Origin of the sequence: Massiliimalia timonensis, from assembly GCF_900186585.1 — a bacterium.
Classification (GTDB): domain Bacteria; phylum Bacillota; class Clostridia; order Oscillospirales; family Ruminococcaceae; genus Massiliimalia; species Massiliimalia timonensis.
Genome location: NZ_FYDD01000003.1, coordinates 468,311 through 493,592, shown reverse-complemented (window position 1 = coordinate 493,592; position 25,282 = coordinate 468,311). Strand labels below are relative to the sequence as shown.

Here is a 25,282-nt window from a genome sequence, read left to right as displayed (position 1 = left end):
GGGGGTGCAGATGAAGAAATACAAAATCATTTACGCCGATCCCCCTTGGAGATACGCGAGAAGCAAGGTACAGGGCGCAGCGGAAAAGCACTATCCCACTATGAGTATTGAGGAACTTTGCGCTTTACCCGTCAAAGAAATTGCGGATAAGGACTGTATTTTATTCCTATGGGCGACGTTCCCGCAGCTTAAAGAAGCGTTGCAGTTAATCAAGGCTTGGGGATTTACCTATAAATCCGTTGCCTTTGTATGGTTAAAGCAAAATCGGAAATCGCCCACTTGGTTTTATGGCTTGGGCTTTTGGACGCGAGGAAATGCGGAAATCTGCTTGCTTGCTACCAAAGGACACCCGAAGCGACAATCAAACAAGGTACATCAATTTATTATTTCCCCTGTTGAGCAGCACAGCAAAAAGCCGGATATAACGCGGGAAAAGATACTTGCCCTTATGGGCGACCTACCGCGTATTGAACTGTTTGCAAGGCAGCATACCCCTGGTTGGGACGTATGGGGAAATGAAATCAAAAGCGACATACGGTTTGCCGGAAAGGAGGTTTGAAATGGCGTATGTAACCGTCCCAAAGGATTTAACCAAAATCAAGAGCAAGGTAATGTTCAACCTTACCAAAAGACAATTACTCTGTTTCGGCGCGGCGGTGGCTATCGGGCTACCGCTATTCTTTTTGACAAAGGACAGCGCGGGAACGACAACGGCGGCTTTGTGCATGGTGCTTGCCATGCTGCCCATGTTCCTACTCGCTATGTACGAGAAGAACGGGCAACCGCTGGAAGTGATTATACGGCAATTTGTGGAAGTGAAGTTTCTTCGCCCCAAAGAGCGACCTTATCAGACCAACAATTTTTATACCGCCCTTGCGCGGCAGGAGCGATTAGATAAGGAGGTACGGGCGATTGTCAAAGGAAAAGGGAAAGACCCAAAACAAAAAGCGTAAACTTACGCGGCAGGAAAAGAAACAGATCGACGCGCTTATCCGGCAGTCAAAGGGCGACGGGAAGCCCCATACGGCGCAGGACAGCATACCGTTTGAACGAATGTATAAGGACGGGATTTGCCGCCTTGCAAACGGGCGGTATTCCAAGTGCATTGAGTTTGAAGATATTAACTATCAGCTTGCGCAGCCGGACGACAAGACCGCCATTTTTGAAGCCCTTTGCGATATGTATAACTCTTTTGACGCTTCTATCAGTGTGCAGCTTTCCTTAATCAGCCGCCATGCGAACAAGGAGGATTTCAAGAGCAGTATCACGATTGCCCCACAGAATGACGACTTTGACAGTATCAGAGCCGAATACACCGAAATGCTGCAAACACAGCTTGAACGCGGCAACAACGGGCTTATCAAGACAAAGTTTCTCACCTTTACCATTGAAGCAAAAGATATTAAATCGGCGCGGGCGCGGCTTGCCCGTATCGAAACGGACACCCTCAACCATTTTAAGGTGATCGGCGCGGCGGCGCGGGTATTGGACGGGAAGCAGCGGCTTGAAGTGCTGCATGGGCTTTTCCACCCGGACGGGGAACGCTTCAACTTTGCGTGGGAATGGCTACCCGTAAGCGGCCTTTCCGTCAAAGACTTTATTGCCCCGTCCTCTTTCCGTTTTGGCGACGGGCGAATGTTTCAAATGGGCGGGAAGTTTGGCGCGGTTTCCTTTTTGCAGATTGCCGCGCCGGAACTTTCAGACCGTATGCTTGCCGACTTCATGGAAGCGGAAAACGGGATTGTCGTCAATCTGCACATTCAGAGTATCGACCACAACGAAGCGATCAAGACGATCAAGCGGAAAATCACCGACCTTGACCGTATGAAAATCGAGGAACAGAAAAAGGCAATCCGCAGCGGCTACGATATGGATATAATTCCGTCCGACCTTGCCACCTACGGCGGCGAAGCGAAAAACCTTTTGCGGGATTTGCAGAGCCGGAACGAGCGAATGTTTTTGCTTACGCTGTTAGTTTTGAATGTGGCAGACACAAAGCAGAAATTGGACAACGACGTATTTCAGGCCGCAAGTATCGCACAGAAATACAACTGTATGCTCACCCGCCTTGACTACCGGCAGGAACAGGGGCTTATGTCCTCTATCCCATTGGGCGAAAACCTAATCCAAATCCAGCGGGGCTTGACGACTTCCAGCACCGCCATTTTCGTCCCCTTTACGGTACAAGAGCTGTTCCAAAGCGGCGAAGCGTTGTATTACGGCTTAAACGCATTATCGAATAACATGATTTTGTGCGACAGGAAAAGGCTGAAGAACCCTAACGGCTTGATACTCGGCACACCCGGCAGCGGCAAGAGTTTTTCGGCAAAGCGCGAGATCACCAACGCTTTTCTCATTACCGCAGACGATATTATCATTTGCGACCCGGAAGCGGAATATTACCCCCTTGTGGAACGGCTGAAAGGGCAGGTTATCAAGGTTTCGCAGAACAGCACGCAGTACATTAACCCGATGGATATAAACCTCAATTACAGCGAGGGCGACACGCCCATAGCCTTAAAGAGCGATTTTATCCTTTCCTTTTGCGAGTTGATTATGGGCGGCAAAAACGGGCTGGAAGCGGTTGAAAAGACTTTGATTGACCGCGCCGTTATCAGCGTGTACCGCAGCTACCTTGCAGACCCGAAGCCGGAGAATATGCCGATTTTGGGCGACCTCTACAATGAAATCAAGAAGCAGCCGGAAAAGGAAGCGCAGCGTATCGCGTCGGCATTGGAACTCTATGTAAATGGCAGTTTGAACGTGTTTAACCACCAAACAAACGTTGACATTCACAACCGCCTTGTCTGCTTTGATATTAAAGAACTCGGCACCCAGCTACGAAAACTCGGTATGCTCATTGTCCAAGATCAAGTTTGGAACAGAGTTACCATAAACCGCAGCGAAGGCAAGGCGACGCGGTACTATATCGACGAGTTTCATTTGCTGCTCAAAGAGGAACAGACCGCAGCGTACAGCGTTGAGATTTGGAAGCGTTTTAGAAAATGGGGCGGTATTCCGACAGGTATCACCCAAAACGTGAAAGATTTGTTATCGTCCCGCGAGGTGGAGAACATTTTTGAAAACAGCGATTTTGTGTATATGCTCAACCAAGCCCAGGGCGACAGGGAAATCCTTGCAAAGCAGCTTAACATTTCGCAGCAGCAAATGACCTATGTAACCCATTCCGACGCGGGCGAGGGGCTTATCTTCTATGGCAACGTGATTTTGCCCTTTATTGACCGTTTCCCGCAAGATACGGAACTCTATCGTGTAATGACGACCAAACCCGGCGAGGTGTCGGCATGAGGATAGAAATGGACAAAATCTATTGCGGCGACAGCTTGCAGGTGCTTCAAACCTTGCCGGAAAATGCAGTTGATTGTTGCGTAACGTCCCCACCCTACTATGCCTTGCGGGACTACGGCGCAGACGGGCAGATCGGACGGGAAGCAACGCCGGAGGAATATGTTTCCCGTATTACGGCGGTATTCCATGAGGTAAAGCGGGTGCTTACGCCGGAGGGTACTTGTTGGCTGAATATCGCGGACACTTATTGCGGCACAGGCAGCAAAGCCGACCACCAAGACCCCAAATACCCCAAAGGCAGGAACGGGCAGCAAGTGGCGTTTAACCACCGCGCCCCCGGCTGCAAGCCCAAAGATTTAATTGGTATTCCGTGGCTTGTAGCCCTCGCCTTGCGGGGCGACGGTTGGTATTTGCGCAGTTCTATCATTTGGCACAAAACAAACCCCATGCCGGAAAGCACGCGGGACAGGCCGACCCGCTGCTATGAATATGTGTTTCTGCTTACCAAGTCAAAGAAGTATTATTACGATTGGCAAGCAGTAGCCGAGCCGATAGCCCCCACAACGGCGGGGCGGCTGAAAAGCGGAGTTAGCAAAGGAAATAAGTATAACGTTACTGTTCCGGGGCAAAACCAACCGCAGAAAATCAACCGCCCCCGCGAAAAGGGCGCATACGCCGACGAGTTGATTTCTCCCGTCCGCAGCCGCCGCAACGTTTGGCAGATTAACAATGTCGGCTATCATGGCGGGCATTTCGCAGCGTTCCCGCCGAAACTTGCGGAAACGTGCATTTTGGCGGGCTGTCCCATCGGCGGGATTGTCCTTGACCCCTTTTTCGGCAGCGGCACGACGGCCCACCGGCGGGATTGTCCTTGACCCCTTTTTCGGCAGCGGCACGACGGGCATGGTAGCAAAACGGCTTAACCGCCGCTATATCGGCATTGAGTTAAACCCCGACTATTGCGAACTTGCAAAACAGCGGATTGGAGGTGATGAAGATTGAGCAAGGAACTGAAAGCCCCCGACAAGGTAACGCAAAAAATGACCCGCGACGGTGCGGTTGCGGAAAACCTCACGACGGGCGAAACGTCCAGTATCAGCGAAAGGCCGCAGGAAGAAAACTATTCAGCCCCCGCAGGGGTGGCAGCGGAAAAGGTTGTGCAGCATATCGGCGCAGAGATTGAGCGACACGCAGCAAAAGGCGCGGAGAAAAAAGCCCTTGACGCGACGCAGCCTAAAACCCATTCTTCCCGCTTGCAGTTTTCCGAAGCGGAACGGGCAACGCCGGAACTTCAAAAAGCGATCAAGAAATCGGATAAGGCGGCAGACTGTTTAGACGCAGCGCGGGCGGCTATCCCCAAGCAGACCAAAATCAAGAAAGAGCGCGTTTTTGACGAAGCGAAAGGCAAGGCAAAGACGCGCCTTTCCTTTGAAAAGACGGATAAGCCCCCAAACGGCAAGTTGCGGCATAACCCCTTATCCCGTCCGGCACAGGAGTTAAACAGTACCGTACATGGGAAAATCTACGAGGTAGAGAAAGAAAACGTCGGTGTGGAAAGCGGGCACCGGGTAGAACTTGCCGGAGAGAAAGCGGGCGGCATGGCGGCGCGGGCAGTTAAGGGCGGCATACGCCGCCATAAGCTGAAACCCTACCGGGCAGCGGCGGCAGCGGAAAAACAAGCGGTAAAGGCAAACGCAGATTTTCTCTATCAAAAGGCGTTGCACGATAACCCCGCGCTTGCGCACTCCAACCCCATTTCCCGTTTTTGGCAGAAGCAGCGCATTAAAAAGCAGTATGCAAAAACGCTGAAAGCGGGCGGCAAAGCGAAAAAAACCGCTGAAGCCACCGCAAAGGCGGCGAAGAAAACCGCGCAGGAAACCAAACGGGCGACGTTCTTTGTTGTCCGGCATTGGAAAGGCTGCTTGATTGTGGGCGGGATTGCCTTTATCGTGCTGCTGCTTTTCGGCGGGCTGTCCTCTTGCTCCCTCTTTGGCGGCAACAGCGGCAGCGGCTTGATTGCGTCGTCCTATCTCTCCGAGGACGCGGATATAACGGGCGCGGAAAGCGCGTATGCCGCTATGGAAGCCGAGTTACAAGATATGCTGGACAATATCGAAAGCGAATACCCCGGCTATGACGAATACCGGGTAAACGCGGACGAGATCGAGCATGACCCCTATGTGCTAATTTCTATCCTTTCCGCGTGGCATGAGGGCGTGTTTACACTCGATGAAGTGCAAAGCACCCTTGAAATGCTCTTTGAGAAACAGTATATCTTGACGGTCGAGGAAGAAGTACAGGTACGCTACCGCACCGAAACAAGGACGGACAGCGAGGGCAACCCCTATACGGTTGAAGTCCCCTATAACTATTACATTCTTCATGTGGATTTGGAAAACTTCAACCTCTCCCATGTCCCCGTTTACATCATGGGCGAAGAACAGCTATCCATGTACGCTATGTATATGTCGTCGCTGGGAAACAGACCCGACCTTTTCCCGCAATCCGGCTATGTGTCTAAATACTATGAAAACCCGCCCGCCGATTATGAAGTACCCGCCGCGCTGCTGGGTTCCGATGAAAAGTTTGCGCGGCTCATGGAGGAAGCAGATAAATACGTCGGTTTTCCCTATGTGTGGGGCGGCAGCACCCCGGAAACCTCTTTTGATTGCAGCGGCTTTGTGAGTTATGTGTTGACGAACAGCGGCCTATACAATACGGGCAGACTTGGGGCGCAAGGGCTTTACAACATCTCAACCCCTGTTTCTAACCCGCAGCCGGGGGATTTGGTGTTCTTTACGGGTACATACGACACCCCCGGCGTTTCCCATGTGGGGATTTATGTGGGCGAGGACGGGGACGGAAGCCCCGTCATGCTGCATTGTGGCGACCCTATCCAGTATTCAAAGCTGGACACCAGCTATTGGCAATCCCACTTTTACGCCTACGGGCGGTTAAATTACAATTAAAAGGAGTTGAAAAATGAATATTGTATCTTTTGGCGGCGGCACGAATAGTGCCGCCTTACTTATTGGCCTATACAAGCACAAAATCCCGATTGACCTTATCACCTTTGCCGATACGGGCGCGGAACACCCGCATACCTATCAATTTATCGAGATAATCAATCAATGGCTTGCGGAACACGGTATGCCGCAGATTACCGTTGTGCAGTATGTTGACCGCTACGGCAACCGCCTATCTCTTGAAACCGAGTGCTTGCGCTCTCATACGCTCCCGTCGATTGCCTACGGGCATAAGCGTTGTTCGCAGAAACACAAAATCGCACCGCAGGAAAAGTTTTGCAACCACTATGCGCCTTGCCGCGAAGTATGGCAGCGCGGCGAGAAAGTCAACCGCTATATCGGCTATGACGCGGGAGAAGTGAAACGGTATGAACATTCCCGCAAGTACAACGAAGCCGACAAAAAATATCATAACCGCTACCCCCTCATTGAAGAATGGGGCTGGAACAGGGACGATTGTATCCGGGAAATCAAAGCGGCAGGATTGCCGCAGCCGGGTAAATCGTCCTGTTTCTTTTGTCCGAGCATGAAGAAACAAGAGATTTTATATCTCAAAGAACACTATCCCGATCTATTTAACCGGGCGGCGACTTTGGAAGAAAACGCTATGCCCTATCTTAAAACCGTTAAGGGATTGGGGCGCAGCTATTCATGGAAAGAACAGTTTGGAAAGGAGTAAATGACTATGGCGAACACGAAACTTGACCGTATCGAAAGGGATATTGAGAAAACGAGGGCAAAAATCCTTGAACAGCAAAAGAAGCTGAAAGACCTTGAAGCGCAGAAAGTCGAGGAAGAAAACGCGCAGATCGTGCAAATGGTAAAGGCGGTACACCTTGACGGGACGCAGCTTGCCGCGTTCCTCTCCGCTTACGCCAGCGGCGAAATCACCTTGCCGCAGCCGGAAGCCACTTACCCCGCCGAACAGGAGGACAACGACAATGAAGAATAAAAAGATAATCCGAAAGTTTACCGTATTGCTTGCCGCACTGGTTATCATGTGCGGCTTTTCTGTTACCGCTTATGCGGGCGGTGGCGATGAAAGCGACGACACGCCTACCCCCGTAACCGAGGAAACCCCCGCGCCGGAAACCGAGCCGGAAGAAACGACGGGCGGCTATGAGCCGCAGCCCCTTACCCCGGACGGGAATATGTCCCTTGTGGACGATATAACGGGTGAAGCGTCCGGCGACAAGCAGTTTATCACCGTCGTTACCAAAAGTGGCAACTATTTTTACATCATCATTGACCGCGCCGAGGACGGGGAAAATACCGTCCATTTCCTTAACCAAGTGGACGAAGCGGATTTAACCGCCCTTATGGAGGACGGGCAGACCGAAGCCCCCGTTTGTAGCTGCACCGATAAATGCGTTGCCGGAAGCGTCAACACCGCTTGCCCGGTTTGCAGCGTCAACATGAGCGAGTGCGCGGGTGTGGAAGCCGAGCCGGAGCCGGAAGAAACCGAGCAGCCGCCGGAAGAAGAAAAAGGCGGCGGCATGGGTATTCTGCTTGTCGTGCTGCTTGTTGCCGCAGCGGGCGGCGGCGCGTTCTACTACTTTAAGATTTTGAAGCCCAAAAAGGACGCGGCGAAAGGCAGCAGCAGCCTTGACGACCTTGATTTTGACGAGGACGACGAGGAAACGGAAGTAGTCGAAACCGAACAGACCGAGCAGGAGGACGATAATCTATGAAACTTGTAATTGCAGAAAAACCGAGCGTCGGGGCGGCGATTGCCGCCGTTATGGGCGCGAATGAAAAGCGCAGCGGATATTTTGAGGGCGGCGGCTACCTTGTGTCGTGGTGTATCGGGCATTTGATTAGCCTTGCAGACGCGGCGACCTACAATGAACAATTCCGTAAATGGAAGTACGACGATCTTCCCATTGTCCCGCAGGAGTGGCAGTTTATTGTTGCCAGCGGCAAGGAGCAGCAGTTTTCCATTCTCAAAGACCTTATGCACCGCAGCGACGTTACCGAGATTATCAATGCTTGCGACAGCGGGCGCGAGGGGGAACTCATTTTCCGCTTTGTCTATGAACAGGCGAATTGCAAAAAGCCCTTTTCCCGCCTTTGGATTAGCAGCATGGAAGCAAGTGCAATCCGCGAGGGCTTTTCAAATCTCAAAGACGGGCGCGGCTATGACAACCTCTATCAATCCGCGCTTTGCAGAGCAAAGGCCGATTGGCTCATTGGCATTAACGCGACCCGCCTTTTCTCTATCCTCTACCATAAAACATTGAATGTCGGCAGAGTGCAAACGCCCACCCTTGCTATGCTGGTAAACCGCGACTATGCAATCAGCAGCTTTAAGAAAGAGAAATATCATGTCGTCCGGCTGGACGTTGGCGGCGTTGCCGCCCTTTCCGAAAGGCAGGACGACGAAGCGGCGGCGCGGCAGATGAAAGCGGCTTGCGAGAAATCGCAGGCCGTTTGTACTTCCCTTAAAAAAGAGAAAAAGACCGCAGCCCCGCCGAAACTGTTTGACCTCACCGCCTTGCAGCGGGAAGCAAACCGTTTGTATGGGTTTACGGCGAAACAGACCCTTGACTATGCGCAAGCCCTTTATGAAAAACGGCTTTTGACCTATCCCCGCACCGACAGCAAATATATCACTTCCGATATGGAGGGCAGCACAAAGGAACTTATCACCGGCCTTTGCGCTGCTCTCCCCTTTATGCAGGGCGTGAAGCTGCAAGCCGACCTTGCGAGGATTTGCGACAACAGCAAAGTAACCGACCATCACGCCATTTTGCCGACAGCGGAGTTTGTGAAAACGGGCTTTTCTTCCCTTGCCGAAAGTGAGAAAAAGCTAATGACCCTTGTGTGCGCAAAACTGCTTTGCGCCGTTGCCGCGCCCTATGAGTATGAAGCGGTTACGGCGGTTTTCACTTGCGGCGGCTATACCTTTACCGCAAAGGGCAGGACGACGCTTTGCGAGGGTTGGCGCGAGATTGAAAGACTATCCCGCGCCGCGTCCGGGGAACAGGACGAGGACGCAGAGCCGGAAGCGGTTTTACCCCCGCTTGCCGAGGGGCAGACCTTTGACAATCCGGCAGCGGAGATCTCCGAACGTTACACGCAGCCCCCAAAGGCATTTACCGAAGATACGTTACTTTCGGCTATGGAGAGTGCGGGAAAGGAGGACACGCCGGAGGACGCGGAGCGCAAAGGGTTAGGCACCACCGCGACGCGGGCGGGTATCATTGAAAAACTCATTAGCGCGGGCTTTGCCGAGCGCAAGGGCAAAAAGCTAATCCCCACAAAGGACGGGTATAACCTTGTCGCTATTCTGCCCGACAGCCTTACGTCCCCGCAGCTTACGGCAGAATGGGAAACGCGCCTTACCGGGATTGCAAAGGGCAGCGACAGCCCCGCCGACTTCATGCGCGGGATTGAGGAAATGACAGCGGGGCTTGTCAAGACCTATTCCGCGATTTCCGAGGATAAAGCGAAGCTGTTTACCCCGCAGCGGGAAGCAATCGGCACTTGCCCCCGTTGCGGCGCGGCGGTTTACGAGGGCAAGAAAAACTTTTACTGCTCCGACAGGGCTTGCAGCTTTGTGATGTGGAAGAATGACCGCTTTTTTGAGCAGCGCAAAAAGGCTTTCACAAAGGCGATTGCCGCCGCCCTTTTGAAAGACGGAAAGGTAAAAATCAAAGGTATGTACTCGACCAAGACGGGAAAGACCTTTGACGGAGTTGTGCTGCTTGCCGACACAGGCGGCAAGTATGTAAACTTCCGCGTCGAGCAGAACCGAAAATGATAAGGCTTGATGAAAAGCAATACCGCGCCGTAAAGAAAATGACCCGCGCCGCTTGTGCAAACAACGATTGCGGGAATTGTCTGCTGCTGGACGACGGGGAAACTTGCGTTTGTGTGCAGAGTATCAGCTATTCGCTGCTATGCCGCTATTTCCGCGAAGCGGTATTACCCGCCGACAGGCAGCTTTGCGAACAGATCACCCGCAGCGGGGAAACCGATTTGAAGCGTTGCGCGGTATGCGGCAGCACGTTTGCGGCGGGCAGCAACCGGGCGAAATACTGCCCCGATTGCGCGGCAAAGATACGCCGCAGACAGAAAGCCCAAAGCGAGAGAAACAGGCGTTTACGGATAAAAACAACTACATAGCAAGCACAGCAAACGAGTACCCGTTTGCGAGAAATGCCCGCGCTTCCCATAGAGAGCGCGGGCATTTTGCTTGTTGGGATAGTCCCAAACCCTTATATGACCGAGAAAGGACGTGATGAAAGAATATGCCGTATTCCTCATACGACCATGACAAATTAGAAGCCGCCGAAACCATGCGGATAGAACGCCGGATATATTTTGAAGCAAAGGACAGGGAGATTGCCCCTTATGCTTCCTTGCCGATTGCGCAGCTACTTTCCATGCGCAGCGAAAGCGCGGCGGCAGAACAGGCGATTTTTGACGACCTTAAAGAACGCGCCGCCGCATGGGAAGAACAGGCGGGAAGAACGCTTTTGCTGGATAAAACACTTGAATATGTGAGAACGCCGCACGTCCAGCACACCGCTAACGAGTGGCAGACCACCGAGCATAACCGCCATATTCGCAGCAATCGGGTATATCAGATGAATTACTACATTTACGAGAATACCCGCTACGACAAAGAAGCGCAGAAATCTATCCCGTATTCATGGACGCTTACATGGAGCGTGCGCACCAACAGCCCAAGCAGAACCCAAGCGAAGATTGCCGGACAAGATAGAAAGGTTTTCACCGACAAGGCAGCTATGGAAAAGTATCTGAATGGGCGTATCAAAGCGTATGACCGCTTGTTTACGGAAATCTCCCCGCCTATCCCGCAGGAGTACGCCGACTATTTCAAAGTAAACGGTATGCTCATGCCGGACTACACCATAGAGGGCGAAGAACCCCCGCAGCAGCAACAGGCGGCAGCTATCCCCGAAAATACCGGGCAGGAAAAGGAGCGTGAACACATGAGCGAACAGTTTTCTATTATGATAGGCAACCGCAGCCGCTTTGACGCGGGCGACCCCGGCGGCTATTGGTTGGATATGCCCGCCACAAAGGAGCAGTTGCACGAAGCTATGCGGAACGTCGGCATTACCGCCGACAACCCGCAGGATTTTTCCATTCGCGGCTATTCCGACGACCCGGAGAAACATATTGCCTTGCCTTATGAAATGGTATGCGCCGCCGACGTGGACGAACTCAATTTTCTTGCGGCGCGGCTCGAACAGCTTGACCCCGCCGAGGTTGGCAAGCTGAACGCAGCTTTGCAGCAGAAAAACGGGCTTGCAAATATTGGACAGGTAATTGACTTCACCTACAACGTGGATTTTTACGTCCATATCCCCGAAGTACATAACTACCACGATTTGGGCGACTATTACTTAAATCAATCCGGCATGGTACAAATGCCCGAAGAATGGAAAGGCGGCATTGACCTTTCTACTTTTGGCAGGAACGCTGCCGCGCAGGAAAAAGGCGCGTTTACCGAGTACGGCTATATCGTGGAAAGCGGCGACGAGTGGGAACGGCAGTTTGAGGGGCGCGAAGTGCCGGAAGAATACCGCATTATGAGTTACCCGCAGCCGGAGCGCGGCGAACAGGACAAAGCCTATATGGACGCAGCCGAAACGCAGCAAGCAGACGCACAGGCCGCAGAGCCGCAGCAGCCCCGCCCCGTCGTCCCCATTATCCTTACTTCCGAAAAGCCCGCCGAAAAGGTAAAGGAGATCACCGCGCGTTTGGAACAGGGCGTACAGGCGATTTTTGACAGCGACCGCTACAAAGAGTTTCTAACCGCTATGTCAAAGTTCCATGATTATAGTTTGAATAACACTATCCTAATTGCTATGCAGGGCGGCAATTTGGTAATGGGCTTCCGTCAATGGGAAAAGGAGTTTGACCGCCATGTAAAGAAAGGCGAGAAAGGCATTAAAATCTTTGCCCCCGCGCCCTACAAGGTGAAAAAGCTGGTTGATAAAATCGACCCCGAAACGAGAAAGCCCATGCTTGACCGCGAGGGAAAAGTGGTAAAGGAAGAAAAGGAAATCACCGTCCCCGCCTTTAAGGTTATAACCGTCTTTGATATTTCGCAGACCGAGGGCAAGGAGTTTCCCGACCTTTCCGTTAAACCGCTGCTTGCCGATGTGGAGCAGTACGAGGATTTTTTCGCCGCCCTTGAAAAAGCGTCCCCCGTCCCGATTGCATTTGAGCAGATCACAAACGGCGCAAATGGGTATTTCAGTTTGACCGACAAGCGTATTGCAATCAAAGAGGGCGTGAGTGAATTACAGGCGGTAAAGACCGCCATTCACGAAATCGCCCATGCGAAGCTGCACGACGTAGACTTAAACGCCCCGCCGGAGCAGCAAAACCGCGTTGACCGCCATACCTGCGAGGTAGAAGCGGAAAGCGTCGCTTATACGGTTTGCCAGCATTTCGGCCTTGATACTTCCGATTACTCTTTCGGCTATGTGGCTGGTTGGAGCAGCGGCAAGGAAATGACCGAGTTAAAAGCGTCCCTTGAAACAATACAGACCACCGCAAAGGAACTCATTACCGAGATTGAGGGGCATTTTACCGAGTTGCAGCAGCAGCGGCAAGCCGAGCAGGAGCAGGGCGATACCTTTTCCATTTATCAGTTAAAGCGCGGGGACGAAACAAGGGACTTGCGCTTTGAGCCTTATGACCGTCTGCAAGCGGCTGGACTTACCATTGACCGGGTAAATTATGAACTCGTCTATACTGCACCGCTTACAAAGGATATGACGCTGGGCGACATTTGGGAAAGGTTTAATATCGACCACCCCGCCGACTTTAAGGGGCATAGCCTTTCCGTTTCCGACATTGTTGTGCTTCATCAGAACGACGAGGACACCGCCCACTATGTAGACAGTATCGGTTTTCAGCAAGTGCCGGAGTTTTTGCAGGAGCAGCAGACCCCCGTATTTGACAAGCTGCCGCCCGAACAGCAGCAAGCCTTGTCCGACACCGTACAAGACACTTTGCAAATGCTGGTTGACGCAGACAAGCGGATTTATGGCGACGTTACGGGCAAGACCCTTGAAGCAATCGCGGCGCAAGGATATTCCTACAAGGACGGGCAGCTTGAAAAGCAGCAGCCGGAAGCGACCCCCGACAGCCTTTTGACGGGTGAAACCGTTAGAACGCCGAGGGGCAATTTTCATATTACCGATATGAGCCGTGAACAGATCGAAGCGGCGGGATTTGGTTTTCACCATGCGTCGGAGGACGGGAAGTATCTCATTATGGGGAATGGCACACAGGCTTATGCCATAGCCGCCGAGCAGCCGCAGCGGGATAATCCCTTAAAGCACGTCGAGGACACCATAGAGCAGAACGACAACAATTTTGACGGGCTTATCAACAATACGCCGCAAACGCCCACCGTTGCAGATTTTGAGCAGCGGGCAAAGGCGGGGGAAGCGATTTCCGTTACCGACCTTGCAAAAGCGGTAAAAGCCGAGAAACGGGAACAGCCGCAGAAAAAACCGTCCATTTTGAAGAAGCTGGACGAATACAAGAAACAGGCGGCGCAGCAGCCGAAAGATAAACAGAAAGAGCATAAAAAGGATTTGGAGGTTTGATAGCATGAATACCCGCTTTACCATTGAGGAAGAAAACATTGTTGCGATCTACGCCGAGGACAGCCGGGAAACAACGCTTGAAAATATCCTTGCCGCCATGCCCTACATGGACGAGGATATGCGCCAGCTTGCCGCCGCAGCGGTGAACAAGCTGCAAGCCATGACGGACAGCGAGTTTTCCGAAAGGGAGTTTATCTTGACCGACGAGGAATAGCCCATAGAGAACAGGGGCGCGGTTGCCGATTTCCGGCACCGCGCCCCTGTTCTTTTTTTGTCCTTGCGTGGACAATTAGAAAGCCGTTTTTGCGGGTTTGAATATACTTTATCGTCTATGTCGTTTTCATGCGCTGGAAGCCGCAGAAACACAGGCGTTTTCAGCCCTTAACATTCCACTTGCCACCCCATGTTTTGCGCCTTATCGCTCCTGCTCCCGCGCCCTGCTTTGGGACGGGTAAAGAATACTATCGACGTTCTTTTTGACAACGCCGTATTCCTGCATTTGCTTCTTGGCTTGCCGATAATCTTCATACAATTTGGTTTTCCTGTCGTTTAAGCTTCTATACTCCTTGCGCAGCGCGGCGAGATCGGGCAGCTTCTTTATCTGCATTTCCTTTAATGCCCTTGCCGCAGCTTCAAACAGGATAATTTCGCTTTCATGCCCCCGCAGATACTTTTCCTTGTCCGGCGATTTTCGGTATTCATCGTAAATCGGTTTTAACTGTCGGTATGTGGTGGTGTGCTTGATAAGCAGCGACAAATCAGACATACGCTGTTCCACTTCCTTAACCGCCTTTGCCGCCGCGTCATGAGCGGTCATAATATCGGCTATCTTGCTTTCAAGTTCGCTATAATACTCAATCTTGTTTTCGGTTAGGAAGTTCATGCTTTTAGCAGCCTGTTTCAGATTATGGATTTTTGCCCACCGTTCATAGCCCGCCGACTGTTGGGCTTTGATACTGTTTTCAAGATCGACGACAAGCCGGATTTTCTTATCTTCCCGCAGCGTTTTTGTTTTGGCAACATACACGCCCTTGATACGCTCCTTTATCGCTTCTTCCGTATAGGCCGCGCCGAGCGTCTTTGTGCGGGTAAACCGTTCCTGTCCGGCAGCGCGAAAGGAAATGTATTTGCCCTGTTTGATTTCATACCCCATTTCCTGCAAGCGGCGCAGCAGTTCGTCAAAATCTTTCACTTGGGGAATGAGAGTATCTATCGCCGTTTTCAGCTTTGCTTTGTAGCTTGTCCCTTGCTTTTCGGCGGTGTATTCTGCATAGCTTTTTCCCTTGTCCTGTCCCGGTACGACGACGGATAGCCCATGCTCTTTACATATCCTGTCGCTGGTGCGCCGGATAAAGTGATAGCTTTGCTTGTTGGAATGGTACTTTTTGTAGTCAACGAAGCTAACCGCGTTGAAAATCAAGTGATTATGCAGATGGTCTTTATCGACGTGAGTTGTCAAAACAAACTCATACTTGCCGCCTAATACCGCCCCGGCAAGTTCCATGCCGATTTTGTGCGCTTCTTCCGGTGTGGTTTCTCCCACCGCAAAGGATTGTATCAAGTGCCGCCCTAAATGTGTGCCGCGATCTCCGGCAGCTTCCCGCGTCCATGCAAACTCAATATCGGCGGTTTCCAGCCCGCAGCCGAAAGAGGACGCAAGCAGCTTCCCGTCTGTCTTTTCGGGATTTAAGATATAGTCTATCGCAGCCTTTAAGGTTGATTTAATAGGGTGCGTCTTTGTAACCGCCATATCTCGTCCACCGCCTTTTTAATGTCCTCTATATCCTGCCTGTAAACCGTCCCCGTCGCATTGGCGCGTTTTGCAATTTGGTTGATGTTCCGGCTCACCGCTTGCAGTTCCCGGATATATGCTTTTGTGTCGCTTCGGTCAACGACAAGAATATACCCGTCTATCGCCATTTTACGGAAGTATGCCCCATACTGCTTTATGGGAAGCTGCTTCATCTTCTCGTCGATCAGCCGCTTTTCTTCTTCCGTAACGTAAAACTTCATCTGTATATTTCTCTTTCGGTTTTCCATTTCCGCACCGCCTTTCGGTATAAGGGTTTGGGATTATCCCAACAAGCATTTTCCGCAAACGGGTACTCGTTTGCTGTGCTTGCTATCTACTCCATACCCCCACCGAAAGGCGGTATTTGTTGCGCGTTCCTTTGATTTTGGACGCAAAAAAAGATTGCAGCCGCCATGCGCTGCAATCTCCCGATTTCTCATATTGTGAGGTTAATCCTCTGCTTTTTCGACTTCCGTTATCTCCCTTGCTGTTGCGGTTACAATCCGTATGCCTTTATCGCTCATACCGTCCAGCAGCGCGTCAAGCTGCCGCCGCCCGGTGGATTTCTCCGCATTGCTGTTCGGGAAGAAAAATTGATCTACCGAAATATGATACCGGGTTACAAGGTCATAGAATACCTGTAAACTCGGCTGTTGTCCCTTGTTCTCGATATTCGCAAGGTAGCGCGGGGAAATATATAACTCGTCGCTTACCTTTTTGCGGCTCTCGCCGTATTCATTTCTCGCGGCTTTTATAGCTGCCCCGAAAGCCTTAAAGTCGTACAATGGTACGGGTCTTTTTGCCATTTTCATTCACCCTGTTACATTTTACAGTTCACCTTTCTTTTTGGATATGTCCACACAATTCATATCATTAGGTTAAATACTTCCTGTTGTGTATTGACAGTAGACTGATTTTCTGATAAAATAAAATTTATGTAAAAGGAGGCGGCGTTTATGTTGCATAGCATGCGTATTAGATAAGCATTGAAAAAAAGGATTTTCCCATTTTCAACATGGGCTTTTTTGTCATGCTTATTTTGCGGATGCTATACAAAAAACTAACGACGTATAGATATAGTATAGACATAGTGCAAGCTATGCCTTAGTTTTGTTGTACTGCTCTGTGCATTATAAATGCAGGTCAATGCTCATGTTGAGGATTGACCTGCATTTTTTTGTGTAAAAAGGACGAGTGAAATATAATGCTTAAAAAATATTGGATAAAATGTCCGATTTGTAACGGAAAGACGAGAGTTCAAGTATTTCATAATACTGTATTAAAAGATTTTCCTCTTTTCTGCCCTAAATGCAAATTGACGCATATCATTGATGTAGAAAAATTAGAGATTGTAATCAAAAATACAGAAAAACAAACTTTTATTATTTAGAAGAAAGGATATAAAAATGAAACGTTTACCTAAATATACGCCTGCGGAAGTACGGAATGATCCATACGGATTTACTTACAAAGAAATGTCGGAAGTTATTGGCGAGAATGAAGCAAAAGCCTTATATGAAGAATTATATAAGCAATTACCACGCAAAAAAAATCTATCAATGTTGGTAAAAAATATTTGCAAAAGCAGTGATACTGAAAAGTATGTTTACGAACTGAAAGACAACAAATACATTGAAACGGTTTTTATCAAGCGGCGAGATGGTGGAACTGTTTGCGTGAGCACACAAGTCGGTTGTCCTGTTGGTTGTATTTTTTGTGAGTCCGGGCGAAATGGCTTTGTTCGTAATCTAACATCGTCAGAAATCGTACAACAGATTATATTGTTGCGTCGAAAAGTAAACCGTATCGTTTTTATGGGTATGGGAGAGCCTTTATTCAATTATGACAACTTGATAAAAGCAATCCATATTCTCCGAGATAGATATGGGCTCAACTTTCCAACCGACGGCATTACCATATCAACAGTTGGTCCGGTCGATCAATTAAAAAAATTGCGCGAGGAACATCTTAAAATTCAGTTGACAATATCTTTACACGCAGCAACACAATCTGCAAGAAATCGTATTATTCCTCACATGCGCATATATGCTATTGAAGATGTTGTTAAGCAAGCCTTATCCTATTCTGAAAGGCATAATCGCAAAATTGTCTTTGCGTATTTGCTTTTACCGGGTATAAATGACCGGCCCTCAGATGTAAGACAACTTGCAAAATGGTTTCGGGGCAAAAAAGTTATGATTAACGTGTTACAATACAACCCAACAAGCAATTCAAGAATTAAAGCACCACAGAAACGGGAAATAGTTGCATTCAAACATCAATTAGAGCAAGCAGGACTTGAAGTTACTATGAGAGTTTCTCATGGCAGAGAGATTAACGCGGCTTGTGGACAGTTAGCTAACACATATAATAAATTCAAAAAAAAATGATTAAAAGTGCCAGACGCATAGACGCAGAGCCGATAACGCATTAGGTCAAAAAACCTATGTGTTATCGGCTTTTTTATTTAATATTGCGCAAAAGCCGCTGTTCCCTATTATAGAATGGATTGCGGGTAGTGTATTAAAGTCGCCCTTTTTTAAGGATACGGCGGTATCGGGGAGGTATCGCCGTGTCCATTTTTATTTACTGTAACCCGCCTAATGCTTTGCGGTCAAAAAAAGCTATGCTCCGCAAGCGGGATATTCCGGCTATGAATGTGAACTGTCAATACATTTAGCTACTGCTTACATTTCCTTTGCGCCCGTCCGCGTCTTGCGGACGGGCGCATTTTGCTTTTTTCAACTTTTTTCTGAAAAGCGCACTCAAGAGCCATCTCCCGAACGGGTACGGAGCGAAAGGGGCAGAGAGGACAAGCCCTTAACTCCCGTCCTCTACTCCACGCGGGAAGGAGGTGAACTCTATGGAGCTATCTTCTTCCGACAAGGAAAGAATACAACATCAGTACGACGCATTAGCAAAGAAAACTTTGGTCGGCGAAGCGAAAAGCCACCGCCGCACTCTTGCGAAACGCGCAGCACGCGAAGTTACTTTTTCGGATTTGAGCGAAAGCGAACTCGCGCAGCTTTTCACAACGGACGAATACGAAAGCGATTATTTCCGTTTTCAAGTGTCCGGCTTTGATGTACTCGTCAAAAATGAACTGCTTGCCGAAGCCCTTAACGCTTTGCCCGAAAGGAAACGCGACATTATCCTTTTGTCCTACTTCTTGGATATGAGCGACGCGGAAATTGGCGAACTGCTGAATGTTGTACGCACGACGGTTTTCCGGCACAGGAAATCCGCGCTTGCGAAAATCAAACAGTATTTGGAGGGAAAAGCAGATGATGAATACCGTTAGGAAGTCTGAAAATCTGTTGCCGTTCCCTGTCATTTCCGCAGCGGCAAACGGCGACACAACCGCCATGTGCGCGATCTTGAAGCACTACGAGGGTTACATAGCGAAACTTTGTACCCGCACGCTGAAAGACGACGCGGGCAATACCTATTCCTATGTGGACGAGGAAATGCGTAACAGGCTGCAAGTGCGCCTTATTACCCGCACCCTTGCTTTTCATGTAGGATAATCTTTTAGCCCATGCGGGGAGCGTGTCCCCTTTCCACGCTTCCCGTTATGGGCTATTTGTCGTTCCGCAAAAGCATATCCGCTGTTGATGTGCTTTTGCAGGCCGACAAAGCCTATTGTTCTTTGACAAAGAAAGCGGCCTTTGGTGCGCAGCATAACAGGCAAACGGGTACATTCCGTCTGTACCGAGCCAGTCGGCGGGTACGCCATGACAGCTTTTCCCCATAGGGGAAAAGCCGAGCGAGAACTACCGCGCCGTAAAACAGGTTTAGCAGCTTGTGGGCGACGACATACAAGGCGGCACAATGATACTCCCGCGTTGAACACCCTCAAAGTATTGCGCGGCGCACCCATAAGCATGGGCCGGGGTGAAACTCCCGTGAGGTTGCAGCTAACAACCGCCCGTTTTTGCCTTTTGACGAATATAGTTTATCCATACAGGAAAAGGAGGTTTTTCTAATGGATAAAAAACAGACAATTACAACCGAACGCAAAATAGGGAAAATCACCTATCTTGTTCAAGCGTTGCCGAGTGAAAAGGCAACCGATACAATCCATAAAAAGATTGAGAAACTCATTGTAAAGGATTTGCAGAAAAAGCCCGGAAATCCGGGATTTTTAGCGTCCGAGTAGTGCATTAGGCGGCGGGATATGGTATAATGATAGCAACACATTATACCTGTTTATTCGGCTGTCGGAAAGGAGGACTAATGTTACAGTCGAATAAAATCACCGCCCTTTACTGCCGTTTAAGTCAAGAGGATATGCAAGCCGGAGAAAGCGGAAGCATACAGCACCAAAAAATGATACTTCAACGCTATGCGGACGAACACCATTTTTTGAACACAAAGTTTTTTGTGGACGACGGATTTTCCGGCGTGAGTTTTGAGCGCGAGGGGCTGCAAGCGATGTTGCAGGAAGTGGAAGCCGGACGAGTGGCGACGGTCATTACCAAAGACCTTTCCCGTCTTGGCAGAAACTATCTGAAAACGGGCGAACTCATAGAGATTGTATTTCCCGAAAACGGAGTACGCTATATCGCGATCAACGACGGAGTTGACACAGCGCGGGAGGATAACGAGTTTACCCCCTTGCGGAACTGGTTTAACGAGTTTTACGCCCGCGACACAAGCAAGAAAATCCGCGCAGTTAAACAGGCACAGGCGCAAAAAGGCGAGCGCGTCAACGGGGAATATCCATACGGCTATATCCCAGACCCGAACAACCGCCACCACCTTATACCCGACCCGGAAACCGCGCCGATTGTCAAACAGGTTTTCGCTATGTTTGTTAGCGGCGTGCGTATGTGCGAAATCCAAAAATGGCTTGCGGAAAACAAAGTCTTGACGATTGGAGCGTTGCGCTATCAGCGTACAGGACAGGCGCGGTATCAGCGGGCAATGATCGCCCCCTATACTTGGCCGGACAAAACGCTCTATGACATATTAGCAAGGCAGGAATATTTAGGGCATACCATAACCGCGAAAACTCACAAGGTATCCTACAAGTCGAAAAAGACCCGGAAGAACGAAGAAGAACAACGCTATTTCTTCCCAAACACCCATGAGCCGCTTGTTGACGAGGAAACCTTTGAACTTGCGCAAAAGCGGATTGCTACCCGCCACCGCCCGACAAAAGCAGCGGAGATTGATATTTTTTCCGGCTTGCTGTTTTGCGCTGGTTGCAGACATAAGATGTATTACCAACAGGGCGTAAATATCGAGCCGCGCAAGTTTTCCTATTCTTGCGGCGCATGGCGCAACAGGGCAAGGACAGGCAGCGAGTGTACCTCTCATTATATCCGCAAAAACGTACTTCTTGATTTAGTGCTGGAAGATATGCGGCGGGTTTTGCGGTATGTTAAGGAACACGAACAGGACTTTATCTGTAAAGCTACCGAGTACGGCGACATGGAAGCGAGAAAGGCATTAGCGCAGCAGCAAAAGGAACTTTTCAAAGCACAGGCGCGTATGACCGAACTTGACACGCTTTTCCGCAAGCTGTATGAGGACAACGCATTAGGCAGACTGACAGATGAACGGTTTGTGTTTCTAACTTCCGGCTATGAGGACGAAAAGAAATCCCTTGCCGCAAGGATAGACGAGTTACAACAGCAGATCGCAACCGTTACCGAGCGAAAAAGGGATATATCAAGGTTTATTCAGATTGTCGGGAAATACAGCGACATACAGGAATTGACCTATGAAAACGTCCATGAGTTTATCGACCGTATTTTGATACATGAATTAGACCGGGAAACCAACACCCGGAAAATCGAAATCCATTATAGCTTTGTCGGACAGGTTGATACCGAGCAGGAGCCGACGCAAGTTGTCAACCATGACCGCCGCAACATGGTAGATGTAAAAAGTATCGCTATCTAACCCCAGCAAACGTAACGCCCGAAACGCCGTCGTCAATGAAAAATGTAGGATTAGGAAAACCGTTGTCCATTGCATATTTGAGCAGGATTTTCTTTTGATTTGCTATGCTGTTACTCTCTCCGTCCAAGGCGTCCTCTTGAGAAAGCCTTGCATATAAAGCAGTAATGTTGTCGGGATAATTTTTTGTCATTGTTCATTCCTCCTGTAATGAACGCCCGACAAACAGGTTGCTATCTTTATTATAGCGGACTTCTTTTTCTTTGTCAGTAGGCGTTTTGACGGATTCCGCTCTTATGAGCCGTTCCATTTTGTTATAAAGCAGTTCCGAGCCGCCGCAAATCGTTGACACTTCAAAAATTGTGCCGCCGATTTTGTAAGTGACAGTTTCATGTAGCGGATTGCCCTTTTGTGGTATAAATCCACTGTTTTCAATATCTTGTTTCCTTTCCATTCCTTTCCCGTCCTTTCATAGTTTGTTGAAGTGAAAACTGAATAGCAAGCATAGGAAAAGGGTACCCTTTTCCGAAAATGCGCTGCATTTTGCTTGTTGGGAAGTTTCCCAAACCCTCTGATTTTCCTCTCACTACCTACAACACCGCATAGGGCGATTTTGCCGAAGTTTTGAGAGAAATTTTTCAAAAAGTTTTTCTTATCTCTTAATACGGAAAAGTTCCTGAAATGCCAAATAAATAACCGAAAATATTTCGAGTATCATTGCTTAAAATCTCTTTTAATCTTGACAGTGTAAAGTTTGAATTTTATAATATAGACAGTGTAAAGATTGGAGGAATTAGCATGGAACAGCAACGACAGACTTATCATCATAAAGACTTGCGAAACGCATTGATTGAAACAGGTATTCAGATTGTAAATACAGAGGGAGTAAATGCTTTTTCTTTGAGAAAGGTAGCTGCGGCGTGTGGTGTCAGCCATGCTGCCCCTTATAGCCATTTTCAAAATAAAGAGGAACTTCTTGAAGCAATGCAATTATTTATCACAGATAGATTTTCTAAACAATTAGAAAGTACCGTTCAAAAGAATAATAATGTTGCAGAAATATTAAAAGATATGGGAATAGCATATGTATCTTTCTTTGTAGACAACCCTACTTATTTTCAATTTTTATATTCTCAATCCAATATAAAAATTGACTTATCATTATCAATGCCAGATGACCAAAACTATAAACCTTATATTATCTATAAAAATGTTGTAAGTGAATTATTAGAGCAGACGCACTATTCAGAAGGAAAGCAAAATGATATTATCATAACCATTTGGGCTTTTATACATGGTATTACTTCATTAGCCACCATGAATAATGTAAATTATGATAATGACTGGAGAGAGAAAGTCATTGATTTTATGGACGTTTTTCAACTTTCCTTTTTAGATAATACGGGAGAAAAAATATGATTGGGATTTATTTTAGCGGAACAGGAAATACAAAATATTGTTTAGAAAAGTTTTTTGCTCTATATGACAGGAACATTGAAATAACCCCGTTAGAAGATACAGGTACAATGGAAAAAGTTACATATCATAAAGACATCATTTTTGCTTATCCAATCTATTACAGTAACTTACCTAAAATTGTACGGGATTTTATCTGCGAAAATTCTGATGTATGGAAAGGAAAACGTATTTTCATTATTGCAACAATGGGACTGTTTAGCGGCGACGGTGCGGGTGTATCTGCAAGATTGTTCGAGAGATACGGCGCACAGGTATGGGGTGGACTTCATTTGAAAATGCCGGATTGTATTTGTGATGTAAAATCCTTAAAGCGTACTCCGGCTCAAAATAAGCAAATTGTCATACAAGCGGAAGAACGCATAAAATCAGCGGTGTGCAATTTGAAAAATGGTACTCCAACTAAAGACGGTTTGGGATTTTTATGCCATATTACAGGGCTTTTTGGACAGCGGCTTTGGTTTTTCCGTAAAACACAAGAATATTCAGACAAAATACAGATAGATACCGACGCTTGTATAAAGTGCGGGAAATGTGCATTGGTGTGTCCTATGAACAATTTGTCATTATCAGAAGATAAGATTATAGCAGACGGACGGTGTACGTTATGCTATCGGTGCGTAAATCAATGTAGCGAGAAAGCAATTACTATTTTGGGGAAACAAGTGATTTTCCAACACTCTGTTTCTGATTTTCATTGAAAGTAGTCTGATTAGAAATGAGGTGGTGCATTGCAACAAGAAAAATGGATTTTATGTCCTGTATGCAATAATAAAACCCGATTAAGGATACGGGAAGATACAGAAATAAAGAATTTTCCCCTATACTGTCCGAAGTGCAAGCAGGAAAATCTTATCAATGTAAAAAATCTGAATATTTCAGTTATCACAGAGCCAGACGCATTGACGCAGAGCCGATAATCACAAGAAATAAATCTTATGATTATTGGCTCTTTCTGTTTTGTGATAGGAAAACAAACCGCCATTTCCTGTATATAAAATGGAATAGCGGCAAATACACAATTATTTTTATATACATGGCGGTGTCGGGAGATATTGCCATGTTTCTTTTTCACATTTTTAATTCTATTCCATTGTTAAAAAAAGCCTATTCCATGCAACGGTTTTTTGCAACCATAGAGATGAACACACAAATCATCATAATTACTTAAATAACTCATATTACCAAACGCCTATGCGGTTTTACGTCTGCATGGGCGTTTGTCGTAATAGCCCCCTACTGGGAAGAAAAGGGGGGGTGATGAGAAAATGAGGTATTCCGAACAATTTATGGAGCATATCGAATATGCCTTTGCCGCGTTCTGTAAAGTCGTTCTCCGTAACGCGGCAATCAACGCGTACCGCGATTTGGGACGAAAACAGAAGCATGAAGTGTCGCTTGACTATCTGATGTCAGAAACGTCTTTTGAACCATTTGCAACCGACAACTACTTTGAGCAGTATGTTTATGAGAAGCCGACTGTTTTTGTCGTGCAAGGAAAAGAAGTTGTCGTTACAAGTAGACGGTTAGCCGACGCATTAGCTAATCTGTCAGAACAAAGGCGTACTGTTCTGCTGATGAATTTCTTCCTCGGTTACAGCGAAAGAAAAATCGGGAATGAGTACGGACGGAGCAGAAGCACAGTAAACTATTGGAAGTTGGCGGCATTGAAACAGTTAAGAAAAGAACTGGAGGAAACAAAACATGAGGAATAAGAAGCTGATACCCTTTGAAATCATTGAAAAAGCTGTTGCCGGAGAGCCGGAAGCGATAGCCGCAGTATTGCGGCACTACGAGGGGTGTATAAAATATTTGTCTACCTATCGTGGACATATCAACGACGATATTCAAGACCGCTTAAAAGCACAGCTTATCAAAGCTATCTTGCAATTCCGATTTGACAGGTAACAGATAGCAAAGCCAAAAACAGTCGTCAAGGATAAACTTTGCGCAAGCGTCCTTGACGACTGTTTCCGTCTTTGCTGTTGGACAACCAAGAGAGCGCAAGCGGTCTATCCGATTGCGCTCTCAATCCAGTATGGAATGTTATGCGATAGGGTGCGTTTCTCGCTTGATTTAAGCGCGTTACAGCGACGATAGGGGCAAGGGTAAAGGTTTTCCACCCTTAAAAATGGCGTTCTACTGCGTAACATGGCAAACGATATTTTGTA

General features: G+C 48.3%; 27 protein-coding genes and 2 pseudogenes. 23 read left to right on the top strand and 6 right to left on the bottom strand.

The features are described from left to right. Positions 1-10: 10 nt before the first annotated feature. From CIB36_RS04370 to CIB36_RS04315, 12 genes and pseudogenes are all read left to right on the top strand, one after another. Complete coding sequence (locus CIB36_RS04370; protein ID WP_002604480.1) at positions 11-559, top strand: MT-A70 family methyltransferase; 549 nt, start codon at positions 11-13, stop codon at positions 557-559. Between the two features lies 1 nt (position 560). Continuing rightward, the gene (locus tag CIB36_RS04365; protein ID WP_002604479.1) at positions 561-953 is read left to right on the top strand and encodes a PrgI family protein; all 393 of its coding nucleotides are present in this window, start codon (positions 561-563) and stop codon (positions 951-953) included. Beyond that, on the top strand, positions 913-3,309 hold the full coding sequence (locus tag CIB36_RS04360) for a VirB4-like conjugal transfer ATPase, CD1110 family (protein ID WP_002604478.1): 2,397 nt from the start codon (positions 913-915) through the stop codon (positions 3,307-3,309). The genes CIB36_RS04365 and CIB36_RS04360 overlap by 41 nt, the downstream gene beginning before the upstream one ends. Continuing rightward, a pseudogene (locus tag CIB36_RS13500) lies at positions 3,306-4,311 on the top strand (DNA-methyltransferase). Before CIB36_RS04360 ends, CIB36_RS13500 begins: the two are co-directional and overlap by 4 nt. A gap of 38 nt (positions 4,312-4,349) precedes the next feature. After that, the gene (locus tag CIB36_RS04350) at positions 4,350-6,278 is read left to right on the top strand and encodes a C40 family peptidase (protein WP_425516017.1); all 1,929 of its coding nucleotides are present in this window, start codon (positions 4,350-4,352) and stop codon (positions 6,276-6,278) included. Positions 6,279-6,291: 13 nt separating this feature from the next. Further along, positions 6,292-7,014 carry a phosphoadenosine phosphosulfate reductase domain-containing protein gene (locus CIB36_RS04345; RefSeq protein ID WP_002604475.1) on the top strand — a complete coding sequence of 241 codons (723 nt, stop codon included), beginning with the start codon at positions 6,292-6,294 and terminating at the stop codon, positions 7,012-7,014. Between the two features lie 6 nt (positions 7,015-7,020). Then, on the top strand, positions 7,021-7,287 hold the full coding sequence (locus CIB36_RS04340; RefSeq protein ID WP_002584965.1) for a DUF4315 family protein: 267 nt from the start codon (positions 7,021-7,023) through the stop codon (positions 7,285-7,287). Beyond that, on the top strand, positions 7,277-8,026 hold the full coding sequence (locus CIB36_RS04335) for a DUF4366 domain-containing protein (protein WP_002584964.1): 750 nt from the start codon (positions 7,277-7,279) through the stop codon (positions 8,024-8,026). The genes CIB36_RS04340 and CIB36_RS04335 overlap by 11 nt, the downstream gene beginning before the upstream one ends. Then, a complete protein-coding gene (locus CIB36_RS04330) occupies positions 8,023-10,098 on the top strand; it encodes a type IA DNA topoisomerase (protein ID WP_002584963.1) in 2,076 nt (691 codons plus the stop codon). The genes CIB36_RS04335 and CIB36_RS04330 overlap by 4 nt, the downstream gene beginning before the upstream one ends. Then, the gene (locus CIB36_RS04325) at positions 10,095-10,463 is read left to right on the top strand and encodes a cysteine-rich VLP domain-containing protein (protein ID WP_002584962.1); all 369 of its coding nucleotides are present in this window, start codon (positions 10,095-10,097) and stop codon (positions 10,461-10,463) included. The genes CIB36_RS04330 and CIB36_RS04325 overlap by 4 nt, the downstream gene beginning before the upstream one ends. A gap of 125 nt (positions 10,464-10,588) precedes the next feature. Continuing rightward, positions 10,589-13,936, top strand: coding sequence for a YodL domain-containing protein (locus CIB36_RS04320; protein WP_002584961.1), 3,348 nt, complete (start codon positions 10,589-10,591; stop codon positions 13,934-13,936). 4 nt (positions 13,937-13,940) lie between these two features. Continuing rightward, entirely contained in the window at positions 13,941-14,150 is a 210-nt protein-coding gene (locus tag CIB36_RS04315) for a transposon-transfer assisting family protein (protein ID WP_002584960.1), read from the top strand. 201 nt (positions 14,151-14,351) lie between these two features. Here the strand turns inward: CIB36_RS04315 and CIB36_RS04310 are convergent, their stop codons facing one another. The 3 genes from CIB36_RS04310 to CIB36_RS04300 all read right to left on the bottom strand — a co-directional run bounded on the left by CIB36_RS04310 (position 14,352) and on the right by CIB36_RS04300 (position 16,534). Beyond that, positions 14,352-15,686: a relaxase/mobilization nuclease domain-containing protein gene (locus CIB36_RS04310; RefSeq protein ID WP_002584959.1), complete on the bottom strand. Its 1,335-nt coding sequence runs from the start codon at positions 15,684-15,686 to the stop codon at positions 14,352-14,354. Beyond that, the gene (locus CIB36_RS04305) at positions 15,647-15,976 is read right to left on the bottom strand and encodes a plasmid mobilization protein (protein WP_002584958.1); all 330 of its coding nucleotides are present in this window, start codon (positions 15,974-15,976) and stop codon (positions 15,647-15,649) included. The genes CIB36_RS04310 and CIB36_RS04305 overlap by 40 nt, the downstream gene beginning before the upstream one ends. 201 nt (positions 15,977-16,177) lie before the next feature. Beyond that, positions 16,178-16,534, bottom strand: a complete 357-nt coding sequence (locus CIB36_RS04300) for a helix-turn-helix transcriptional regulator (protein ID WP_002584957.1) — start codon at positions 16,532-16,534, stop codon at positions 16,178-16,180. A gap of 398 nt (positions 16,535-16,932) precedes the next feature. On the opposite strand from CIB36_RS04300, the gene CIB36_RS04295 reads away from it, so the two are divergent. From CIB36_RS04295 to CIB36_RS04280, 4 genes are all read left to right on the top strand, one after another. Further along, positions 16,933-17,118, top strand: coding sequence for a cysteine-rich KTR domain-containing protein (locus tag CIB36_RS04295; RefSeq protein ID WP_003431289.1), 186 nt, complete (start codon positions 16,933-16,935; stop codon positions 17,116-17,118). 16 nt (positions 17,119-17,134) lie between these two features. Continuing rightward, on the top strand, positions 17,135-18,118 hold the full coding sequence (gene rlmN, locus CIB36_RS04290) for a 23S rRNA (adenine(2503)-C(2))-methyltransferase RlmN (protein WP_002584956.1): 984 nt from the start codon (positions 17,135-17,137) through the stop codon (positions 18,116-18,118). A 473-nt stretch (positions 18,119-18,591) separates the two neighbouring features. Beyond that, on the top strand, positions 18,592-19,029 hold the full coding sequence (locus CIB36_RS04285) for a sigma-70 family RNA polymerase sigma factor (protein WP_002604474.1): 438 nt from the start codon (positions 18,592-18,594) through the stop codon (positions 19,027-19,029). Then, on the top strand, positions 19,013-19,255 hold the full coding sequence (locus tag CIB36_RS04280; protein WP_002604473.1) for a helix-turn-helix domain-containing protein: 243 nt from the start codon (positions 19,013-19,015) through the stop codon (positions 19,253-19,255). The genes CIB36_RS04285 and CIB36_RS04280 overlap by 17 nt, the downstream gene beginning before the upstream one ends. Here the strand turns inward: CIB36_RS04280 and CIB36_RS13495 are convergent. Then, positions 19,243-19,464 carry a hypothetical protein gene (locus CIB36_RS13495; protein ID WP_015522615.1) on the bottom strand — a complete coding sequence of 74 codons (222 nt, stop codon included), beginning with the start codon at positions 19,462-19,464 and terminating at the stop codon, positions 19,243-19,245. The two genes, CIB36_RS04280 and CIB36_RS13495, sit on opposite strands and share 13 nt — an antisense overlap. Positions 19,465-19,713: 249 nt before the next feature. Between CIB36_RS13495 and CIB36_RS04270 the strand changes: the two genes are divergently transcribed. Together CIB36_RS04270 and CIB36_RS04265 are read left to right on the top strand one after the other, a co-directional pair. After that, a complete protein-coding gene (locus CIB36_RS04270) occupies positions 19,714-19,887 on the top strand; it encodes a transposon-encoded TnpW family protein (RefSeq protein ID WP_002604472.1) in 174 nt (57 codons plus the stop codon). A 77-nt stretch (positions 19,888-19,964) separates the two neighbouring features. Then, the gene (locus CIB36_RS04265; protein ID WP_002604471.1) at positions 19,965-21,638 is read left to right on the top strand and encodes a recombinase family protein; all 1,674 of its coding nucleotides are present in this window, start codon (positions 19,965-19,967) and stop codon (positions 21,636-21,638) included. A gap of 7 nt (positions 21,639-21,645) precedes the next feature. Here CIB36_RS04265 and CIB36_RS04260 read toward each other — a convergent pair. Both CIB36_RS04260 and CIB36_RS04255 read right to left on the bottom strand, forming a co-directional pair. Then, positions 21,646-21,828: pseudogene (locus CIB36_RS04260) on the bottom strand (recombinase family protein); the annotation flags it as partial. 3 nt (positions 21,829-21,831) lie between these two features. After that, complete coding sequence (locus CIB36_RS04255; RefSeq protein WP_024730796.1) at positions 21,832-22,089, bottom strand: hypothetical protein; 258 nt, start codon at positions 22,087-22,089, stop codon at positions 21,832-21,834. A 344-nt stretch (positions 22,090-22,433) separates the two neighbouring features. Here CIB36_RS04255 and CIB36_RS04250 point away from each other — a divergent pair, with 344 nt between their 5' ends. The 5 genes from CIB36_RS04250 to CIB36_RS04230 all read left to right on the top strand — a co-directional run bounded on the left by CIB36_RS04250 (position 22,434) and on the right by CIB36_RS04230 (position 25,019). After that, positions 22,434-23,054 carry a TetR/AcrR family transcriptional regulator gene (locus tag CIB36_RS04250; protein WP_093988345.1) on the top strand — a complete coding sequence of 207 codons (621 nt, stop codon included), beginning with the start codon at positions 22,434-22,436 and terminating at the stop codon, positions 23,052-23,054. Then, entirely contained in the window at positions 23,051-23,812 is a 762-nt protein-coding gene (locus tag CIB36_RS04245) for an EFR1 family ferrodoxin (protein WP_093988344.1), read from the top strand. The genes CIB36_RS04250 and CIB36_RS04245 overlap by 4 nt, the downstream gene beginning before the upstream one ends. 30 nt (positions 23,813-23,842) lie before the next feature. Then, entirely contained in the window at positions 23,843-24,031 is a 189-nt protein-coding gene (locus CIB36_RS04240; RefSeq protein ID WP_093988343.1) for a cysteine-rich KTR domain-containing protein, read from the top strand. Positions 24,032-24,379: 348 nt separating this feature from the next. Continuing rightward, a complete protein-coding gene (locus CIB36_RS04235) occupies positions 24,380-24,826 on the top strand; it encodes an RNA polymerase sigma factor (RefSeq protein WP_093988342.1) in 447 nt (148 codons plus the stop codon). After that, entirely contained in the window at positions 24,816-25,019 is a 204-nt protein-coding gene (locus CIB36_RS04230; protein ID WP_093988341.1) for a helix-turn-helix domain-containing protein, read from the top strand. Before CIB36_RS04235 ends, CIB36_RS04230 begins: the two co-directional genes overlap by 11 nt. The last annotated feature ends 263 nt before the right edge of the window (positions 25,020-25,282 follow it).

Excerpts from the sequence above, each read along its gene's own strand:
- CIB36_RS04370 (WP_002604480.1), top strand. The coding sequence starts at position 11 with ATGAAGAAATACAAAATCATTTACGCCGATCCCCCTTGGAGATACGCG.
- CIB36_RS04365 (WP_002604479.1), top strand. The coding sequence starts at position 561 with ATGGCGTATGTAACCGTCCCAAAGGATTTAACCAAAATCAAGAGCAAG.
- CIB36_RS04350 (WP_425516017.1), top strand. The coding sequence starts at position 4,350 with ATGACCCGCGACGGTGCGGTTGCGGAAAACCTCACGACGGGCGAAACG.
- CIB36_RS04345 (WP_002604475.1), top strand. The coding sequence starts at position 6,292 with ATGAATATTGTATCTTTTGGCGGCGGCACGAATAGTGCCGCCTTACTT.
- CIB36_RS04340 (WP_002584965.1), top strand. The coding sequence starts at position 7,021 with ATGGCGAACACGAAACTTGACCGTATCGAAAGGGATATTGAGAAAACG.
- CIB36_RS04335 (WP_002584964.1), top strand. The coding sequence starts at position 7,277 with ATGAAGAATAAAAAGATAATCCGAAAGTTTACCGTATTGCTTGCCGCA.
- CIB36_RS04330 (WP_002584963.1), top strand. The coding sequence starts at position 8,023 with ATGAAACTTGTAATTGCAGAAAAACCGAGCGTCGGGGCGGCGATTGCC.
- CIB36_RS04325 (WP_002584962.1), top strand. The coding sequence starts at position 10,095 with ATGATAAGGCTTGATGAAAAGCAATACCGCGCCGTAAAGAAAATGACC.
- CIB36_RS04320 (WP_002584961.1), top strand. The coding sequence starts at position 10,589 with ATGCCGTATTCCTCATACGACCATGACAAATTAGAAGCCGCCGAAACC.
- CIB36_RS04315 (WP_002584960.1), top strand. The coding sequence starts at position 13,941 with ATGAATACCCGCTTTACCATTGAGGAAGAAAACATTGTTGCGATCTAC.
- CIB36_RS04310 (WP_002584959.1), bottom strand. The coding sequence starts at position 15,686 with ATGGCGGTTACAAAGACGCACCCTATTAAATCAACCTTAAAGGCTGCG.
- CIB36_RS04305 (WP_002584958.1), bottom strand. The coding sequence starts at position 15,976 with ATGGAAAACCGAAAGAGAAATATACAGATGAAGTTTTACGTTACGGAA.
- CIB36_RS04300 (WP_002584957.1), bottom strand. The coding sequence starts at position 16,534 with ATGGCAAAAAGACCCGTACCATTGTACGACTTTAAGGCTTTCGGGGCA.
- CIB36_RS04295 (WP_003431289.1), top strand. The coding sequence starts at position 16,933 with ATGCTTAAAAAATATTGGATAAAATGTCCGATTTGTAACGGAAAGACG.
- rlmN (WP_002584956.1), top strand. The coding sequence starts at position 17,135 with ATGAAACGTTTACCTAAATATACGCCTGCGGAAGTACGGAATGATCCA.
- CIB36_RS04285 (WP_002604474.1), top strand. The coding sequence starts at position 18,592 with ATGGAGCTATCTTCTTCCGACAAGGAAAGAATACAACATCAGTACGAC.
- CIB36_RS04280 (WP_002604473.1), top strand. The coding sequence starts at position 19,013 with ATGATGAATACCGTTAGGAAGTCTGAAAATCTGTTGCCGTTCCCTGTC.
- CIB36_RS13495 (WP_015522615.1), bottom strand. The coding sequence starts at position 19,464 with ATGGCGTACCCGCCGACTGGCTCGGTACAGACGGAATGTACCCGTTTG.
- CIB36_RS04270 (WP_002604472.1), top strand. The coding sequence starts at position 19,714 with ATGGATAAAAAACAGACAATTACAACCGAACGCAAAATAGGGAAAATC.
- CIB36_RS04265 (WP_002604471.1), top strand. The coding sequence starts at position 19,965 with ATGTTACAGTCGAATAAAATCACCGCCCTTTACTGCCGTTTAAGTCAA.
- CIB36_RS04255 (WP_024730796.1), bottom strand. The coding sequence starts at position 22,089 with ATGGAAAGGAAACAAGATATTGAAAACAGTGGATTTATACCACAAAAG.
- CIB36_RS04250 (WP_093988345.1), top strand. The coding sequence starts at position 22,434 with ATGGAACAGCAACGACAGACTTATCATCATAAAGACTTGCGAAACGCA.
- CIB36_RS04245 (WP_093988344.1), top strand. The coding sequence starts at position 23,051 with ATGATTGGGATTTATTTTAGCGGAACAGGAAATACAAAATATTGTTTA.
- CIB36_RS04235 (WP_093988342.1), top strand. The coding sequence starts at position 24,380 with ATGAGGTATTCCGAACAATTTATGGAGCATATCGAATATGCCTTTGCC.
- CIB36_RS04230 (WP_093988341.1), top strand. The coding sequence starts at position 24,816 with ATGAGGAATAAGAAGCTGATACCCTTTGAAATCATTGAAAAAGCTGTT.